The sequence below is a fragment of the Maritimibacter dapengensis genome (genome assembly GCF_019218265.1).
GTDB classification, from domain to species: domain Bacteria; phylum Pseudomonadota; class Alphaproteobacteria; order Rhodobacterales; family Rhodobacteraceae; genus Maritimibacter; species Maritimibacter dapengensis.
On sequence record NZ_JAHUZE010000002.1, the window covers coordinates 687,247 to 704,714 of the forward strand.

Consider the following 17,468-nt stretch of genomic DNA (forward strand, 5'->3'; position numbering starts at 1 on the left):
AAGGGGGAGGCGCTGCCTCCCCCCGTCGTATCTGCGGAGCGCAGATACGCCCCCCTCCGGGATATTTCTGACCGGAAAGTGTTTCAGCGGGTGCGTGTGCGACCTCCGCGCCGTTTCGCGAGCATGGGTGCGCGGTCCGGCAGAATTTCCATGACCTCGCGCCGCTGCATGTCCGTCATCGACCGCCATTCGCTGATTTCCTGTATAGTCCGATAGCACCCGATGCAGATCCGCATTTCCGGGTGAATCTGGCAGACCTTGTTGCAGGGGGACAGCGGTTCGTCGCGGGTCCAGACGTCGTCGCTCATAGGTGCCTCATGCGATCCAGCGCGCCTTGCAGAATATACCCCGCCGCCACATGGTCGATCACATCGGCCCGCTTGGCACGCGACGTGTCGGCTTCCAGCAGCGCGCGTTCTGCGGCGACGGTCGAAAGGCGTTCGTCCCAGAAGGTGATCGGAAGATCGGTCAGGCGCGTGAGATTGCGCGCGAAGGCGCGGGTTTTCTGGCAGCGCGGGCCTTCGGTTCCGTCCATGTTGCGCGGAAGGCCAAGCACGATACCGGCGATCGCGCGTTTCGTGAGGATCGACAGAAGCGCCTCCGCATCCTGAGTGAATTTCCTGCCCCGGCGTATGGTCTCGAGCGGTGTCGCCACCTGTCGCATCCCGTCCGACACCGCGACACCGATGGTCTTATCGCCATAATCCAGCCCCGCCAGCGCCGACATGGGCGGTAGCGCCTGAGCGAAGTCGCTGATTTCTTCGCAGATCACTGCGTCACGCCCGCGGCTTCGGCGGCCGCGCGGATGGTGGCGAGAGCGGCTTCGTCGTCTGCATAGGCTGCCTGCGCGTCCCGCCAGGCGTCAGCCGCGCGCGTGGTCTCGCCTTGTACGGTCAGGACGCGGATCAACTGGGCCCATTCCTCGGGCGAGCCGCCTTCGGCTTCGATGCGGCTGGCAAGGCGCTCGACCATGTCGGTGACCATCTGGCCGCGGTCCTCGGCGCTCATGCCAGCCGCGTTTTCGATGTCATCGGCACTGGGGCCGGGTAGGGCGGGGGCCTCGCCGTCGGCCAGACCCGCCTCGACCGCGGCCTGTCGGATGAGGTCGAGGTCCGCCGGATGCGCTCCGAAGCGACCCTGTGCCTCACCCCAGATCGCGGCGGCGCGTTCAGTTTCGCCGATCAGACCCAATGCGGCGATGAGCCGGGCCCATTCCGGTGCGGTCCCACCTTGTTCCGCAAGCCGCCCCATGAGGTTGTCGACCATGCTTTGAAGCATCTGTTGGCGTTGCTCTGGGCTGAATTGCTCGGCGTTCGCGATTTCGCGCGGCGAAGGACCTGACAGCCCCGGATCGCCGTCTCGTTCGGGCAATGTGTAATTCACGCCGGCGATGCGTGCGAGTTCGGGCAATTGCGCGGCGAGTGGCCCCATCCAGGGCGCGTCGATCGGAGAGGTCTCGTAGAGCACGCGCCAGATCCGGAACGCCAGGTCGGCGCGCCCGGTCTGGGCGAACATCAGACCCGAGTAATACCGCGCGATCTGGTTAGACTCGTCGCGAGCAAGCGCCGCCTCCAACGCGCGTTCCGCTTCGGGCGAGACATACCCGCCGGCGGCGAGGATCATCATCTCTGCCAATTCGGCGTATTCGGCGGCATCCGCATTGTCGCCCTGCTGCGCGATCAACCGCTCCTGCGCACCGTAGGCGGCGCGGTAATTGCCGATATTGGCTTCGTGTTGCGCGAGAAGGGAAAGCCCCTGCACATCGTCCGGGCGCCGTGACACGGCCTCGCGCAGTTGAACCACCAGTTGGGCGTATTCGGCGTCTACTTCGTCGCCGGGGCCCTCCCAGTCGGGAAGCTGGGATTCGACGTCAGCCTGGTTTGGCCGGTTCTCGCGGGCATTGGCAGCAATCGCCATGCGTTCGGCCAGCGGCAAATCCGCGTATCCCGGCGCTCCGATGGACGAATAGACCCACGCACCCCCACCGATCACTACCGCGGCAATCAGTGCGATCCCCGTGATGCTCGCCACCTTCGGCGCGCCCTTCGCTCCGGTCGAGGCCTGCAGCGCGCGGTCTGCGTCGAGCAGCCGGCGCGAAATCTCGACCTCCGCACGCTTGGCTTCTTCTTCGCGGATCACGCCGCGCGCCTTGTCGCGCTCCAGTTCCTTGAGCTGGTCGCGGTAAATTTCCATGTCATACTCGGCCGTCGCGCGGGCCGTATCGCGAGCAGGTGAAAAAAGCGCATAGCCCAGAACCAGGACGATACCGATTGCGGCGGTGATGACGACGATCCAGAAGCCCATGCTTCCTCCTGCGAAACTCTTGCGCGCTATTTATCCGTTGTCGTGGCTGCGCAAAACCCCCTGCGACGACGCGCACACATTTGCGACTGCGACGTGATCGCCCATGTCGCATTTGTGTCGGCGAGTGCCGCGCGTCGCATTGGCACCGGGGCGCGACTTGCTAATGTCCCAGCGGATCAACCCGAGGATTCGCATGAGACGCTATTCCGCCTTCGCCATCGCCCGGGAAGGGCTACGCTATCACCAGGGGTGGGAGCGCGCCTGGGCGTCGCCGGAACCCAAGAAACGCTATGACGCGATTGTCGTCGGTGCGGGCGGCCACGGGCTCGCCACGGCGTTCTACCTTGGCAAGAACCACGGGATCACCAATGTCGCGGTGATCGAAAAGGGCTGGCTCGGTGGCGGCAACACGGGACGCAACACCACCATCATCCGCTCGAACTACCTTCAGGACCCGTCTGCGGCGATTTATGAGAAGTCGCGCTCACTTTACGAGACGATGAGCCAGGACGTGAATATGAACGTCATGTTCAGCCCACGTGGCGTCATCATGCTGGCCCAGACCCATCACGAGGTCCGGGGGTATCAACGCACGGCCCACGCCAACGCGCTTCAGGGGGTCGAGACCACGTTCATCGGGCCGCAGAAGGTCAAGGAGCTGGTGCCGATCATCAATCTCGAAGGCCCGCGCTACCCGGTTCTCGGCGGCCTCTGGCAACCGCGCGGCGGCACGGCGCGCCATGATGCCGTGGCCTGGGGCTATGCCCGCGCCTGTTCCGCCATGGGGATGGATATCATCCAGAATTGTGCCGTCACCGGGATCGAGACCGAGGGCGGGCAGGTCAAGGCCGTGAACACCACCAAGGGCCGGATCGAAACCGGCAAGCTCGCGCTCGTCGTCGCCGGGCATTCGTCGGACCTGGCGCAGATGGCCGGCTTCCGTCTGCCCATCGAAAGTGTTGCGCTTCAGGCGCTGGTCTCCGAGCCGATCAAGCCCTGCATGGACGTGGTCGTCATGGCCAACACCGTGCACGGATACATGAGCCAGTCCGACAAGGGCGAAATGGTCATCGGCGGCGGCACGGACCATTACAACAACTACACGCAGCGCGGCTCTTTCCACCATATCGAGGAAACCGTGCGCGCATTGGTCGAAACCTTCCCGATGATTTCGCGGCTCAAGATGCTGCGCCAATGGGGCGGGATCGTGGACATGACCGGTGACCGTTCACCGTTGATCTCGAAAACGCCCGTCGGCGGTATTTTCGTCAACTGCGGCTGGGGCACCGGCGGGTTCAAGGCGATCCCCGGCTCGGGCTGGGCGATGGCCGAACTGGTCGCGAAAGGCGAACCGGGGCCGCTCGCCGCCGATTTCGGCATCGAACGCTTCCGCGAAGGGCGTTTCATCGACGAAAGCGTCGCGGCGGGGGTGGCGCATTGATGCCGACGCTGCGACACACCGGGAACAACCCGACGCCTTGGCCCGTTACCTGCGCAACTGAGAATTGCACAGGAGACGCAAGATGGCCGATCGAGGTACACCCCCGAACTACAACAACACCACCACCACGACCGGCGGTGGCGGTGGCAACGCCGGGCTTGCCTTTGTCGTCGGTATCCTCGTCGTGGTCGTTGCGGTCATCGCGTGGATCGTATTCGGCGGAGACACGCCAGAGGAGCAATCCGGTGACGTCAATGTCACGATCGAAGGCGCAGGCGAAGCGGCCGAAGCCGTCGAAGGTGCCGCTGAAGCCGTCGAAGGCGCTGCGGAAAGCGCAGCCGAATAAAGAAGTTCAAAACCCGGTAAGCAGCCCGGCGCCATTCGGCGTGCGGGCTGTTTGCATGTCTGGAGCCGCGTCATGCTGATCCTAACCTGTCCCTGCTGCGGCATCGCGGCTGATGAAACCGAGCTGGAGAACGGCGGCGAAGCGCATCTGAAACGTGCGACGGTCGGCTCGTCCGACGAGGCGTTCGAGGCGTATCTCTTCGACCGTGCCAACCCGAAGGGTGTTCATTTCGAACGATGGCGGCATGCCTATGGCTGCGGCAAATGGTTCCTCGCGGCGCGCGACACAGTGACGCTCGAGGTCTATGCCACCTATTCCGGGCAGACGCCGGAGCCGCCCGCCGATGTCGTCAAGGCGATCAAGGCGAAACGACCCGACTGGGAGGGCACCGCATGAGCCACCGTATCGACGATGCAGGACGGTTGATCGACCGCTCCAAACCGCTGCGGTTCAGCTTCGATGGCAAGCCGCACACCGGCTATGCCGGCGACACGCTCGCCTCGGCGCTTCTCGGCGCGGGCGTCACAATGGTGGGCCGGTCGTTCAAGTATCACCGTCCACGCGGGATCGTCGCCTCGGGCGTCGAGGAGCCGAATGCTTTGGTCAACCTCGGGTCTGGCAACAAGCTCGAGCCGAACCAGCGCGCCACGACCACCGAGCTTTTCGACAACCTCGAAGCGCGCAGCCAGAACGTCTGGCCATCGCTCGCCTTCGATATCGGCGTGGTCAACCAGGCCATCGCGCGGTTCCTGCCAGCGGGGTTCTACTACAAGACCTTCATGTTCCCGCGCGCCGCGTGGAAGCACTTGTTCGAGCCGTTCATCCGGCAATCCGCTGGTCTCGGCAAAGCACCTGACGCGGAAGGCCGCGATGAAGACACCTACGAGCACAGCTACCATCACACCGATGTGCTGGTGATCGGTGGCGGTGTCGCGGGTCTGACGGCAGCGAAAGCGGCCGCCGCAGGTGGCGCGAAGGTCATGGTGCTGGAGCAGGAAGCCCATTGGGGCGGGCGCACGCCCGTCGAAGGCGGCGAGATCGACGGCATGGCTTCGGAGGCGTGGATTGCGGCCGCGGTTGAAGACCTCGCGGGGATGGACAACGTCACGCTGCGGACCCGCACGATGGGGGCAGGGGTCTATGATCACGGATACGCGCTGGGCTATGAGCGTGTCTCCGACCACACGCCGGGCGATGGACGCCCGCGCCACCGCCTGTGGCGCATCCGTGCGAAGCAGATCGTCACCGCAACCGGCGCGTTGGAGCGGCCCCTGTCGTTCCCCGGCAACGATGTGCCGGGTGTCATGCTCGCCTCCGCTGTGCGTGATTATGCGGTGAACTATGGTGTCGCCGCCGGTCGCCGCACGCTTGTCGTAACCAACAACGACGACGGCTACCTGACCGCGCTTGTGCTGAAGAACCTTGGGCTCGACGTGGTCGGCGTCGTCGATGCCCGCGCCACGGCGACCGGCGCGAACGCCGAACGCGCGCGCAAGGCCGGGATCAAGCTGATGATGGGCAAGGCGGTTGCCGGGGTGAAAGGCAAGCGCGTGGTTACAGGTGCGATCATCACCGATCTTTCGGGAAAGGGCGCCTCGACAGATGTCGAATGCGACGCAATCGCCATGTCCGGCGGCTGGTCCCCGGTCGTCCACCTGTGGTCCCATTGCGGCGGAAAGCTCAACTGGGACGATGGCGAGGCCATGTTCCGACCCGATCCCGACCGCCCGCCAAGCGGTGCGGCTGGCGAGGCGTTCGTCGTCACTGCCGGGGCCGCCTCCGGGTTCCTGTCACTCGAGAAAGGTCTGGCCGACGCGCATGAGGCGGGCAGAACGGCGGCCAAGGCCGCAGGCGGAAAGTTGACGCGCAAGGCCGCTCCGAAAGCGGCCGAGGAAGAACGCCAGCCGATCAAGCCGGTCTGGATCATGCCGACTGAAGCAGGTGTCGAGAAACGCATGAAAATGTGGCTCGACTACCAGAACGATGTGAAGGTCTCCGACGTGCAACTCGCCGCGCGCGAAGGTTACCAATCGGTCGAACATACCAAGCGTTATACCACGCTCGGCATGGCCACGGATCAGGGAAAGCTTTCGAACATCAACGGTTTGGCCGTATTGTCGGATGCCCTCGGTCAACCGATCCCGCAGACGGGAACCACCACTTTCCGCCCGCCATATACGCCGATTTCCATGTCGGCCATCACCGGCGAAGCGCGGGGCGAGTTGTTCCAGCCACTGCGCCGCACGCCGATGCACCATATCCATGAGGAATGCGGCGTGAATTGGGAGCCGGTCGGCCATTGGCGCCGCGGCTATGCCTATCCGCGGGCTGGCGAAACGGTGCACGAGGCGGTGAACCGCGAGATCCTGAATACCCGGGAAAACGTCGGGATGCTGGACGCCTCGACGCTGGGCAAGATCATCGTGAAAGGGCCTGACGCGGGCAAGTTCATGAACATGCTCTACACGAACGTGATGTCCACGCTCGGCGTCGGCAAATGCCGCTACGGGCTGATGTGCTCGGAAAACGGGTTCCTTTCCGATGACGGCGTGGTCGTGCGTCTGGCCGAGGACAGTTGGCTCTGCCACACCACCACCGGCGGAGCCGACAGGATCCACTCGCATATGGAGGATTGGCTCCAGTGCGAATGGTGGGACTGGAAGGTCTATACCGCCAATGTCACCGAGCAATGGGCCCAGATCGGCGTAGCCGGTCCCAAGGCCCGCGCCGTGATCGAAGCGCTGGGTGGCATGGATGTCTCAAAAGACGCCATGCCCTTCATGACCTATCAGGAAGGCGAACTCGCCGGCATGCCCGCGCGCTTGTTCCGGATCTCCTTCACCGGCGAACTCAGCTATGAGATCGCCGTGCCCGCCCATCGTGGTGCCGAGATGTGGGAAGCCGTCGCCAAGGCAGGCGAACCGCATGGAATCCAGCCCTATGGGACCGAAGCCATGCACATCATGCGGGCCGAGAAGGGCTTCATCATGATCGGGGACGAAACCGATGGCACCGTGATCCCGCAGGATCTCGGCCTCGACTGGGCGATTTCGAAGAAGAAAGAGGACTTCCTTGGCAAACGCGCTCAGGAGCGCTCGTTCATGGCCTCGCCCGATCGTTGGAAGCTCGTGGGTCTCCGCACGCTCGACGGCGCGGTCATCCCGGATGGGGCCTATGCGGTTGGCGATGGCACCAATGCCAACGGTCAACGCAATGTCATCGGGCGAGTGACCTCGACCTATTATTCGCCGACGCTCAGGAAAGGCATCGCCATGGGGCTTGTCCACAACGGGCCGGACCGGATGGGCGAGGTGATCGACTTCGCGACGCTCGATGGCACCGGCACGGTCATCAAGGCCGAGATCTGCGACACCTGTTTCTACGACAAAGAGGGGGCAAAGGCCGATGTCTGATCCCGTGACCGCCACGCCCGATGCCCGGTATGAAGGCTTCGCAACCGTTACTGATACCGGCCCGCGTGGGATGATCACCATAAGGGGCGAGGGCGAGACGCTCGTGAAGGCCGCCAAAGCCGCCGGCGTGGACCTGCCCGACACTCGGGCCGTGACTGCGAAGGGCGGCGTGCAACTGGCCTGGATGAGCCCCGACGAGCTTCTCGTGATCTGCGATTATCCCGAAGCACCCGCAATCGCGGCCAAGGTCGAAAAAGCGCTCGGTAAGGATCACAGCCTCGTCGCGGTCGTGTCTGACGTGCGGCAGGTGTTCCGCGTCGAGGGCGCCAATGCGGACGAGGTGCTGCGCAAGGTGACGCCCGCGAACATCGACGCTCTCGCGCCGGGAGAGATGCGGCGCACCCGACTTGCACAGGCCGCGGGTGCGATCTGGATGCCGGAAGCCGATGTCTACGAGGTCATGTGCTTCCGCTCGGTCGGTCGCTACATGTTCGATCTTCTGTCGGGCGCAGCGCGGCCCGGAAGTGAGCTCGGTCTGTAGCGCATAAGCCACCTCAACGCAGGCCAGCGGCCTTAAGTTCCTCGCACAGCCGCTGTGCGAGGATTTCTTTTGCGTCAGGTGATTAACCGCACCCCGACCCTTGACCTTCCCCGCACCCGAGGCCCATCTATTGCGCGACAGACACGCAAGAACAGGGAGATACCCAATGGCTTTCGAACTTCCCGACCTTCCCTATGCCCACGACGCCCTCGCGGACCTCGGCATGTCGAAGGAAACGATGGAATACCACCACGACATCCACCACAAGGCCTATGTCGACAACGGCAACAAGGCGATCGAGGGGACCGAGTGGGAAGGCAAACCGGTCGAAGAGATCATCAAGGGCACCTACGACGCGAATGCCGTCGCCCAGTCGGGCATCTTCAACAATGCCTCGCAATACTGGAACCACAACCAATTCTGGGAAATGATGGGGCCGGGCGAGAAGAAGATGCCGGGCGAGCTTGAAAAAGCGCTGACCGAAGCCTTCGGGTCGGTCGACAAGTTCAAGGACGATTTCGCCGCCGCCGGTGCCGGTCAGTTCGGCTCGGGCTGGGCCTGGCTCGTAAAAGACACCGACGGGTCGCTCAAGGTGACCAAGACGGAAAACGGCGTGAATCCGCTGTGCTTCGGTCAGACCGCGCTTCTCGGCTGCGACGTGTGGGAGCACTCCTACTACATCGACTTCCGCAACAAGCGCCCCGCCTACCTCACCAACTTCCTCGACAAGCTGGTGAACTGGGAAAACGTCGCCTCGCGCATGTGAGCGCACTGACGATCCAACGGAAATGGCCGCCCATTGAGGCGGCCATTTTTTTGGTGGACGACTCCGAAGACCCGCGTCGGTTCGCTTCGTCGTTCTCCAATGTGCGAGCGAAAAACCAAGAGGCTCGCAAAATTCAGGCGTTCTCGCCAGCCTCGAGCCGCGCGATGATCCTGTCTAGGTTCGCGTTGGCTTCCTCACGCGTCACCGCATAACCGAAAGGTTCACCGACCTCTGCGCCCCAGGGCACGAGCACATCGAAATCGACCGTCTTCAGACGTGCGAGGCTGTCGAGATAAGCCGAACGATTGCTGTCCCCAAGAAGAACGGCTTTCCACTCCCCGCCCTGCACCCAGAGGCTGTCTCCCGGAAAGAGGAACCGGTGTTCGCCGTTGTCCCACAAGAATGCCGTCGTCCCGGCGGTATGGCCCGGCGTCGGGATGACCTCTAGGTCATCGTCGATCATGTGCCGCTCTGCGAATGTCCCGGCGATGGGCAGGCTGACCCGCGACCTGTCCGCCTCATGGACCCAGACCGGCACGTCGAGGTCCGGCGCGCCATACATTGCCTCGTGATGGTGGTTCATGAGCAGGCGTTGGGGCTGACCCAACTCCCGGGTCTCGTCCGCAGCCTCGCTGATGCCCGGCGCGTTGTAGATGATGATATTGCCCTGCGGCCGGTCCAGCACGAAAGCACGCACGACGACCCCGTCAAGAAAGGGCAGCGGCGCGGTGGGTGTTCCAAACAGGCCTCGGATCGAGGCTTGCAGCTGTTGGGTGTTGTCGCTGAAATAGAGATCATCCAGCATCGGTCGTTCTCCTTTTCCATTCGTGATCTTGGAAAGCGTCATCCCCCGTCGCGCCGCCTGCGAGATGGGCCTCGATGTGGCGCAGCGCCTGCGCCACTGTCGCGACGGTTTCATGGTCCAGCGCGGCCCCACGCAGCTTCGCGCCCCAAGCCTCCCGCATGCGGAGGGTATTCGCCAGCGCGCGGTCGGTCGGATGCAAGTGCACGACCCGCGCGTCCCGTGGATCGCTGCGCCGCTCCACCAACCCCTTCGCCACCAGCCCTCGCAGTACTCTGCTGAAGTTGCTGGTCGGCAGGCCACAGGCATCGGCCGCAGCCCGTGCTGACACACCGGGATGTTTGCCGACGAACCGCATCACGTTGATCTCGATCGGCGTGCAGGGGCCCGGTTCGAGGTTTGACGGGGCAGGCAATTGCCGTGCCACCGCGTGGACCAGATCGGCCAACTCATAAAGCTCTGCATTTTGGTCTTTGGTCATGACGCTCACAATTCACTATTACATGATAGCTGTCACATAATAGTAAATTGAGAAGCGCCAAGGCCCGCACGATGACAGAGGGTCGGTGGGCCTACGCGATCTGCGGCCACCCAATCTGCGCGCTCAGTCCAGCGGCCAGTTCTCGATCCGCTGGCCTTTCGGCGCGAATAGCGGAAGGACCGGGGACATCATCATCAGCATCCGACCCGAAAACGCGGGCCGCCCGGTTTCGATCAGCGCCTTTAGGTTTTGCGAGATGTATTTCTGCCCGCCTACCATTTGCTTTTCGAGCTTCGATCCCGCCACAGCGTTCTCGATCACGAGATCGAACTGCGTGCCGCCCTCGACCTCGGCCAACTCATAGACGATGGTTGCCGGCGGCTCGTCGATATTGGTCATCTGGAACGTGTGCGAATACCGATGCGGCGGCTCGAAGACGAGCACCTTTCCCACCACCATCGCCAGTTTTCCTGAAGGATGAACCATCCGCATCGACGCACCGGGTTTCAGCCCGTCTTTCGTGTCACATACCCCGCCGAAGAAAAAAGGCAGCGCCTCGTCCGTTTTCACCAGCGTGTTCCAGACTGTCTCGATCGGGGCCGCAATGAACGTGCGGGTCCGGTAGGTCTTCAATTCTTCTGCGTTTCCAATAGGTTCAACCATTGTCATCTCCAGTATCCTTCTTGGCAGCGGCGGCTTCGGCCACCTGTTTGATGAAAAGCGCGCGGTCCGCCCAGTGGGCGGCGTATTGGTCGATCCATCGCGCGTGGATCTCCTGCAATGGGGCGGCGTTCAGATAGAGCTTTCGCGACCGCCCGTCCTTTTGGTCGATGATAAGCCCGCTTTGGGTCAGCACTGTCAGGTGCTGCATGGCCGTGATCCGGCTCACATCGAACCGTGCGGCGAGCCTGCCGACCGTGATCCCCGGCTGATCGCGGATGATGTCTAGCATCGTGCGCCGTGTCGTGTGGGCGAGGGCGGCGAAGACCGCATCCATATCATCATTTGTAGTCATGTAGCTACATAACTACATTTAGGACGAGTCGGTCAAGTGAGAACGGAACCGGTGCGTGCCGGCACGCGTTTTTGTCCCAAACCAAAGGAGGACATTATGGCAGAGAGAGCCAGATCGAAGGACGGACGCCGAGAGACGGAAGAAATCCTCGGCGGAAAACCCGAGAAACTCGACGACACCGCGCAGGAAGGCGTAAAAGGTGGTAACCTGCAACGCAAGGTCGGAACGCGCGACGAGGAAAAGCGCGTGGATGAGACCAGCGCGGGCAAGACCCGTCCGCTGGCCGGCGACCAGGACGGTTCAGGCGACAAGGAGAAGGTATGATGGCCGAGATCGACACAGGCACATGGGTGCTCGTCGCTGACAGCGAAAAGGCCTTGTTTCTTGAAAACGTGGCCGATGGCGAGAACCCGCATCTCGTCGTCCGGCGCGAAAAGCATCAGGAGAACCCATCGGACAAGGACCAATCCGCCAACAGGCCGGGGCGCATGCCTGACACCGGCGCTGGCCAGCGGTCGTCACTGGACGACACGGACTGGCACGAACTGGCGAAGGAACGTTTCGCCAGTGAGCTTGCCGATCTGCTCTATAAACGCGCACATCGCGGCGATTTCGACGCGATCGTCATCGCTTGTCCGCCACAAGTCATGGGCCACCTGCGTGACGAGCTGCACCAGGAGGTGACGCAGAAGGTGGTGGGCGAGGTGACGAAACTGCTGACGAACCACCCGATCGACAAGATGGAAAAGATCCTGAAAGAAGAACTCGCGTCCGCCTGATCCGGATCGGCACGCGACGTAGCCCTTGACGCCGCGCGTCATCGTGGCGCTCTGTCGTGGTTGACGCGACAGGGGCAGGTGATGAGCGAGACCGGAAAAGGAATAATCGCCTTGATCGGCGCGGGGCTCATCTGGGGCCTCGCGCCGATCCTCTACAAAGCACTAGCGCATGTTCCGGCGTTCGAAGTGCTGGCCCACCGCACGCTGTGGTCCTTCGTTTTCTTCGCGTGCATCCTGCTGGCGCAACGCCGGATCGCCACGCTCGGTGCGCTCCTGACCGGGCCGAACTTCCGCAAGGTGGCGTTCGCCGCCGCAATGATCTCGGCCAATTGGTTTTTCTTCATCTTTTCGATTCAGACGAACCGTGCCCTGGGCGCGTCGCTCGGCTACTACATCTTTCCGCTCGTCGCCGTCCTGTTGGGCCTCGTGCTGTTCAGAGAAAGCCTCGGGCGCGCCCGTGGCGTGGCGGTCGGGCTTGCGGCGCTCGCCGTTCTGATCCTGACCGTCGGGTTGGGAGCGCCACCCTGGATTTCCCTCCTACTGGCCTTCACCTTCGGACTTTACGGCGCGATCAAGAAGGGGCTCGACGCAGGCCCCATTGCCAGCGTCACCGCCGAGGTTGCGTTGGTCGCTCCGGTCTCGTTGGGTTACTTCGTGTGGCTCTACACCGGCGGAGACGAAAGCGGGATGACCGGCGGAACGGACTTCGCGCTCCTGCTGTTTTCAGGCGTCCTGACAGGTGCGCCGTTGATCTTCTTCTCCTACGGTGCGCGGCGGCTTTCCTACGGCCTGACCGGGGTGATGCAATACATTAACCCTTCGATACAATTTCTTATCGCTGCTTTCATTTTTCTTGAACCGGTGACGCACGCGCATCTCGTCGCCCTTCCGCTGATCTGGGTGGCGCTGGCGATCTATTCCACCGCCACGCTGCGTCAGGAAAGAGCGGCCTCCAAACGGCTCGCCAACGCCGGCACGTCCGGCACCACCGTCAGGTAATCCTTGAGCGAGGCATCGGCGAAGCCCTGGGCGATGACATGGTCGATCAACGCGATCAGCGGTGTCCAGTAGCCGGACGTGTTGAGCAACACGATGGGCTTTTCGTGAAGCCGGAGCTGGCGCCATGTCAGGACCTCGAAGAACTCGTCCAGCGACCCGCCGCCGCCAGGGAGCAGGACCACGGCATCCGAATTCATGAACATGACCTTCTTGCGCTCATGCATGTTCTCGGTAACGACGAACGAGGTGAGGTCCCGCTTGCCGACCTCCCATTTCATGAGGTGTTCGGGGATCACACCGAAGGTGTCGCCGCCCGCCGCCTGTGCCGCCACCGCGACCACGCCCATCAACCCGACGTCCCCAGCGCCATAGACAAGTTGCCAGCCCTTCTCCGCGATCATCGTGCCCGTCTCGCGGGCGTCGGTCTCATAGGCCGGGTCCGCCCCCATGCGTGAGCCGCAAAAGACACAGATGGATCGGGTGGGCCGTGGCATCGCTTGGGCCTTTCAAAGAAGTGTTTTGACCGTCCATACCCCGGTTGCTAAGGTCGCTCAAGCGCCGCGACAGGCGCAAGGGGGACGGCGGAAAGGGTCGGAATGAGCAGCTCGCTTCAACGATGGCTGGGCTGGACGCTCGGTGCATGTGCCGCCGTGGCGCTTTTCATTGCGTCGGTCTGGCTGCTTCAGGGTGGCCGCCTCGAGCCGCCCACTCTCGACAAGACCATGATGCGCGACGATCAGGCCGTGGTGGTTGGCACTGCGACACCGGGGTCGCAAGTTCAAATCTATGTCGATCAGGAAATCCTTGCCGAGGTGACAACCTCGGAAACCGGCGAATTCGTCGCGGTTTTCGATCTGCCGAACTCGGATGCGGCGCGGACCCTGCGCGCCGCCGTGCGTCGCAGGGTGTCTGGCGAGCCCGTGTTCGGGGCCGACAGCATCATCATCCCGCCCGCCGAAGAGAGCCCGTCGATGGGCGCGGAAACGCCGGATGAAGCACCAGAGGCCGACATGATGTCCGAGGCCGCCCCGGAAACGGTTGAGGAACCGGAGATCACGGCACAGGACAGGGAAGAAGCGGATAGGCCGGACGCGGAGGAAAGCGCCGCCACGGACGCTGAGGACACGACCGGCCCTGTAGAACCCGAGACCACCGGAACCGCAGAAGCCGCGCCCGACGCGCCGCAGCCGGTGACACCGCCGACATTCGGGAACATCCGTTTCCCGTCCGACGGGATCGCAGTGGTGGCGGGTAGGGCGGACCCCGGCTCCGAAGTCGTCGTGTTCGTCGACGGTGAAGAGGTGGCCCGCGAAACTGCGAACGCGTCCGGCGACTTCGCAGCCCTGTTCGATCTCGCCGTTGCGCAGGCCCCGCGCATCGTGCGTCTCGCCACCCGCCGCGAAGGTGAGGGCGAGCTGGTGTATGCCGAGGAAACCCGCATCGTCGAGCCGCGCACCCGCGTTGTGGCGGAGGTTCAGCCAGAACCTGAGGACGAGCCGACCCCAGTCGCGCCGGACACCCCCGAAGCAGAGGTGGTAGAACCGGCGGACGCAGAAGCACCTGCGGCGCAGGACGCCGAGCAACCCGCCGTTGCTGAAACACAGGACCAGCTCGTCGCTTCCGAGCCGGACGAGGAAGTCGCCGAGACCGCCACAGACACATCGCAGGAACCGACAACGTCAGCCGCGCCCGCGCAGGAGCCCGAGGCCGTCCCCGCGCCGCCCCGCGTTCTGGAAGCGGACCGCGAGGGCATCCGCGTGGTCGACGCCCCGTCGTCGACAGGCGGTCCCGAATTGACGCTCGACGCCATTGCCTATGACGAAAACGGCGAGGCAGTCGTGTCCGGTCGTGCCGTGCCGGGCGCGCCTGTGCGGGTCTATCTCGACAACGAACGCGTGGGCGACACACAGGCAGACGATGCCGGGCAATGGCGCCTGACCTTGCCCGAGACCGTGAGCGCGGGCGTCTATACGATGCGCGTCGATCAACTGAACGCCGAAGGCGGCGTCGTCGCGCGGCTCGACACGCCGTTCAAACGCGAAGACCGAGAGGTCCTCGCAGCCTTGCTCGGGATCGAAGCGCCGACCGCGCCCGAGGTCGCCGCAGAGACCGCCGAAGCCGTGCGCACACCCGCCGCGAGCGACGCGCCCGACACCACGGGCGCCACGCCGGAAACACAAGCGCCGACCGCCGCCGAGAACACCACCGACACGCAGCCGCCCGCGACACCGTCGCCAGCCCCGGAGATTGCGGCCCCCGAGGCCGAGGCCGTTGCACAGGCGCCGGACGCGTCCGGCGACGCGCCCGACCAGCCTCAGGTCACTCAGGCCAACGCACCCGACGCAACGCCACCCCCCACCGAGCTTGCGCAGGCAGTCGCCCCGGACACGCCCGAAGAAGAACCCCTCATCGCCGCCATTACGGTGCAGCCCGGTTCGACTCTCTGGGCAATCGCACGGGCGCGCTACGGCGAGGGGCTTCTCTATGTCGAGGTCTTCGAGGCCAACAAGGACCAGATCCGCGACCCGGACCTGATCTATCCCGGGCAGGTCTTCGATCTTCCCACCGGCATCACCCCCGCGACCGAGTAACGCCCTGCCCACCACTGGTCATTGACCCAGACAGGGGCTATCTGTGCCTTCCGATCAGGAAAGGGACACCATGCGCAGAGGCGGCGGTCAGAGACAGGTGAGCGATGCGCGCACCAGCGGAGCCTTCGAAGGCAGCGGGATGCGCACGATCAAGCGGGTGATCCCGTATCTCTGGCCCAGGGACAATCGCGAGGTGCAGATCCGCGTTGTCGTGGCGCTGTCGCTTTTGATCGGAGCCAAACTCGTCTCGGTCGTGACGCCGCTGTTCTACAAGGCCGCCGTTGACAGCCTGACGGGCGAGGGCGGGGACAGCGCCGCCTGGATGCTCGCCATCGGGGCACTTGGCCTGACCATCGCCTATGGCGTGGCGCGGTTCCTGTCGGTCGGGTTCCAGCAGCTTCGCGACTGGGTCTTCGCGCGAGTCGCCCAGAGGGCGCTCCGAGCGATGGCGCTTCAAACCTTCCGCCACATCCACGCGTTGTCCCTGCGTTACCACATCACGCGCAAGACCGGTGGCCTCAGCCGTATCATGGAGCGTGGCGTGAAGGGCGTGGAGTTTCTGCTGCGCTTCCTGCTGTTCAACATCATCCCGCTCTTCATCGAACTGGCGCTGGTCGCCATCATCTTTTTCGTTCTGTTCGACGTCTGGTATCTCGCAGCCGTTCTGGCGACGATCGCGATCTATATTCGCTTCACCTTCGCCGTGACCGAGTGGCGCGTGCGCATCCGTAAGGAAATGAACGATCAGGACACGGACGCGAACCAGAAAGCCATCGACAGCCTTCTGAACTACGAAACCGTCAAATATTTCGGGGCCGAAGGGCGCGAGGCGGACCGTTATGATGGTGCCATGCGGCAGTATGAGACGGCAGCGGTCAAGACCTCGCAATCCCTCGCGTTCCTGAACGCAGGCCAGAGCCTCATCATCACCGCCGGGCTTGCCGCGGTCATGGTCATGGCCGCGATCGGCGTGCAGAACGGCGACCTGACCACGGGCGATTTCGTGATGGTCAATGCCTACATGATCCAGATCACCATGCCGCTCAATTTCCTCGGCTCGGTCTATCGCGAAATCCGCCAGGCGCTCGTCGATATGGCCGAAATGTTCGATCTGCTCGAGCAGCCTGCCGAGGTGACGGACAAGCCCGATGCGCCTGATCTCGAGATAAACGGCGGCGCTGTGGAACTCGACCAGGTGGAATTCGGCTACGAGGCCGCGCGCCCGATCCTACATGGCGTGTCGATCCGCGCGGGCGCAGGCGAAACCATCGCGATCGTCGGCCCGTCCGGGTCCGGTAAATCCACCATCGGGCGGCTTCTGTTCCGGTTTTACGACGTGACGGGCGGCGCGATCCGCATCGACGGGCAGGACCTGCGCGATGTGACGCAGAACAGCCTGCATCGCGCCATCGGCGTCGTGCCGCAGGACACGGTGCTCTTCAACGACTCGATCCGCTACAACATCGCCTACGGCAAAGAGGGCGCCACTTTTGCCGAGATCGAAGCCGTGGCGAAAGCGGCCAGGATCCATGATTTCGTGTCCAGCCTGCCCGAAGGCTACGACACGCAGGTCGGCGAGCGTGGGCTGAAACTCTCCGGCGGCGAGAAACAGCGCGTGGGGATCGCGCGCACGCTGCTCAAGAACCCTCCGATCCTGCTGCTCGACGAAGCAACCTCGGCGCTCGACACCGAGACCGAGCGCGACATCCAGCAGAGCCTGAAAGCGATGGGTGTCGGGCGCACGGTGATCACCATCGCCCACCGGCTTTCGACCATCGCGGATGCCGACCGGATCGTGGTGCTCGAAGACGGCGTGGTGCGCGAAGAAGGCCGCCACGACGAGTTGCTCGCGCTTGGCGGCAAATACGCGGCGATGTGGGCGCGGCAGGCTGCGGAAGAGGATGACGATGGCGAGGCAGAGGCCAACGCCGTGGCGTGACGGCATCCGTTCTTGCGCCGGGGGACCAGTCCCCCGGACCCCCTGAAGTAT

At 63.7% G+C, this 17,468-nt stretch carries 19 protein-coding genes; 11 read left to right on the forward strand and 8 right to left on the reverse strand.

All coding sequences use genetic code 11. The features are described 5' to 3' along the window. Positions 1-83: 83 nt before the first annotated feature. Genes KJP28_RS09720 through ccmI form a run of 3 tightly spaced genes read right to left on the reverse strand, consistent with a single transcriptional unit; the run spans position 84 to position 2,304 of the window. Entirely contained in the window at positions 84-308 is a 225-nt protein-coding gene (locus KJP28_RS09720) for a DUF1289 domain-containing protein (RefSeq protein WP_218392352.1), read from the reverse strand. Then, positions 305-772: a Holliday junction resolvase RuvX gene (gene ruvX / locus KJP28_RS09725; protein ID WP_218392353.1), complete on the reverse strand. Its 468-nt coding sequence runs from the start codon at positions 770-772 to the stop codon at positions 305-307. Before ruvX ends, KJP28_RS09720 begins: the two co-directional genes overlap by 4 nt. Further along, positions 769-2,304, reverse strand: a complete 1,536-nt coding sequence (gene ccmI / locus KJP28_RS09730; protein ID WP_218392354.1) for a c-type cytochrome biogenesis protein CcmI — start codon at positions 2,302-2,304, stop codon at positions 769-771. Before ccmI ends, ruvX begins: the two co-directional genes overlap by 4 nt. Before the next feature lie 193 nt (positions 2,305-2,497). Here ccmI and KJP28_RS09735 point away from each other — a divergent pair, with 193 nt between their 5' ends. The 6 genes from KJP28_RS09735 (at position 2,498) to KJP28_RS09760 (ending at position 8,811) form a co-directional block, all read left to right on the forward strand. Then, positions 2,498-3,745, forward strand: coding sequence for a sarcosine oxidase subunit beta family protein (locus KJP28_RS09735; RefSeq protein ID WP_218392355.1), 1,248 nt, complete (start codon positions 2,498-2,500; stop codon positions 3,743-3,745). Between the two features lie 82 nt (positions 3,746-3,827). Beyond that, a complete protein-coding gene (locus tag KJP28_RS09740) occupies positions 3,828-4,091 on the forward strand; it encodes a hypothetical protein (RefSeq protein WP_218392356.1) in 264 nt (87 codons plus the stop codon). A gap of 72 nt (positions 4,092-4,163) precedes the next feature. Then, complete coding sequence (locus KJP28_RS09745) at positions 4,164-4,487, forward strand: sarcosine oxidase subunit delta (protein WP_218392357.1); 324 nt, start codon at positions 4,164-4,166, stop codon at positions 4,485-4,487. Then, positions 4,484-7,504, forward strand: coding sequence for a sarcosine oxidase subunit alpha family protein (locus KJP28_RS09750; protein WP_218392358.1), 3,021 nt, complete (start codon positions 4,484-4,486; stop codon positions 7,502-7,504). Before KJP28_RS09745 ends, KJP28_RS09750 begins: the two co-directional genes overlap by 4 nt. Continuing rightward, a complete protein-coding gene (locus KJP28_RS09755; protein ID WP_218392359.1) occupies positions 7,497-8,045 on the forward strand; it encodes a sarcosine oxidase subunit gamma in 549 nt (182 codons plus the stop codon). Before KJP28_RS09750 ends, KJP28_RS09755 begins: the two co-directional genes overlap by 8 nt. Before the next feature lie 166 nt (positions 8,046-8,211). Further along, positions 8,212-8,811, forward strand: a complete 600-nt coding sequence (locus tag KJP28_RS09760) for a superoxide dismutase (protein WP_218392360.1) — start codon at positions 8,212-8,214, stop codon at positions 8,809-8,811. A 133-nt stretch (positions 8,812-8,944) separates the two neighbouring features. Here KJP28_RS09760 and KJP28_RS09765 read toward each other — a convergent pair whose 3' ends face one another. The 4 genes from KJP28_RS09765 to KJP28_RS09780 form a co-directional block, all read right to left on the reverse strand. Then, on the reverse strand, positions 8,945-9,616 hold the full coding sequence (locus KJP28_RS09765; RefSeq protein ID WP_218392361.1) for an MBL fold metallo-hydrolase: 672 nt from the start codon (positions 9,614-9,616) through the stop codon (positions 8,945-8,947). After that, positions 9,606-10,094, reverse strand: coding sequence for a MarR family winged helix-turn-helix transcriptional regulator (locus KJP28_RS09770; protein WP_218392362.1), 489 nt, complete (start codon positions 10,092-10,094; stop codon positions 9,606-9,608). Before KJP28_RS09770 ends, KJP28_RS09765 begins: the two co-directional genes overlap by 11 nt. 123 nt (positions 10,095-10,217) lie before the next feature. Continuing rightward, complete coding sequence (locus KJP28_RS09775; RefSeq protein ID WP_218392363.1) at positions 10,218-10,757, reverse strand: SRPBCC domain-containing protein; 540 nt, start codon at positions 10,755-10,757, stop codon at positions 10,218-10,220. Further along, complete coding sequence (locus KJP28_RS09780; protein WP_218392364.1) at positions 10,750-11,109, reverse strand: ArsR/SmtB family transcription factor; 360 nt, start codon at positions 11,107-11,109, stop codon at positions 10,750-10,752. Before KJP28_RS09780 ends, KJP28_RS09775 begins: the two co-directional genes overlap by 8 nt. A 96-nt stretch (positions 11,110-11,205) precedes the next feature. Here KJP28_RS09780 and KJP28_RS09785 point away from each other — a divergent pair, with 96 nt between their 5' ends. The 3 genes from KJP28_RS09785 to rarD all read left to right on the forward strand — a co-directional run bounded on the left by KJP28_RS09785 (position 11,206) and on the right by rarD (position 12,887). Beyond that, entirely contained in the window at positions 11,206-11,433 is a 228-nt protein-coding gene (locus KJP28_RS09785) for a hypothetical protein (RefSeq protein ID WP_218392365.1), read from the forward strand. Continuing rightward, complete coding sequence (locus tag KJP28_RS09790; RefSeq protein ID WP_218392366.1) at positions 11,433-11,888, forward strand: host attachment family protein; 456 nt, start codon at positions 11,433-11,435, stop codon at positions 11,886-11,888. The genes KJP28_RS09785 and KJP28_RS09790 overlap by 1 nt, the downstream gene beginning before the upstream one ends. Positions 11,889-11,969: 81 nt before the next feature. Beyond that, entirely contained in the window at positions 11,970-12,887 is a 918-nt protein-coding gene (gene rarD, locus KJP28_RS09795; RefSeq protein ID WP_218392367.1) for an EamA family transporter RarD, read from the forward strand. Here the strand turns inward: rarD and KJP28_RS09800 are convergent. Further along, positions 12,824-13,381, reverse strand: coding sequence for an LOG family protein (locus KJP28_RS09800; RefSeq protein ID WP_218392368.1), 558 nt, complete (start codon positions 13,379-13,381; stop codon positions 12,824-12,826). The two genes, rarD and KJP28_RS09800, sit on opposite strands and share 64 nt — an antisense overlap. A gap of 102 nt (positions 13,382-13,483) precedes the next feature. On the opposite strand from KJP28_RS09800, the gene KJP28_RS19950 reads away from it, so the two are divergent. After that, on the forward strand, positions 13,484-15,478 hold the full coding sequence (locus KJP28_RS19950) for a LysM peptidoglycan-binding domain-containing protein (protein WP_255552291.1): 1,995 nt from the start codon (positions 13,484-13,486) through the stop codon (positions 15,476-15,478). 139 nt (positions 15,479-15,617) lie between these two features. Continuing rightward, positions 15,618-17,417 (forward strand): ABCB family ABC transporter ATP-binding protein/permease, encoded by a 1,800-nt coding sequence (locus KJP28_RS09810; RefSeq protein WP_255552353.1) that lies wholly within the window; start codon positions 15,618-15,620, stop codon positions 17,415-17,417. Positions 17,418-17,468: the final 51 nt, after the last annotated feature.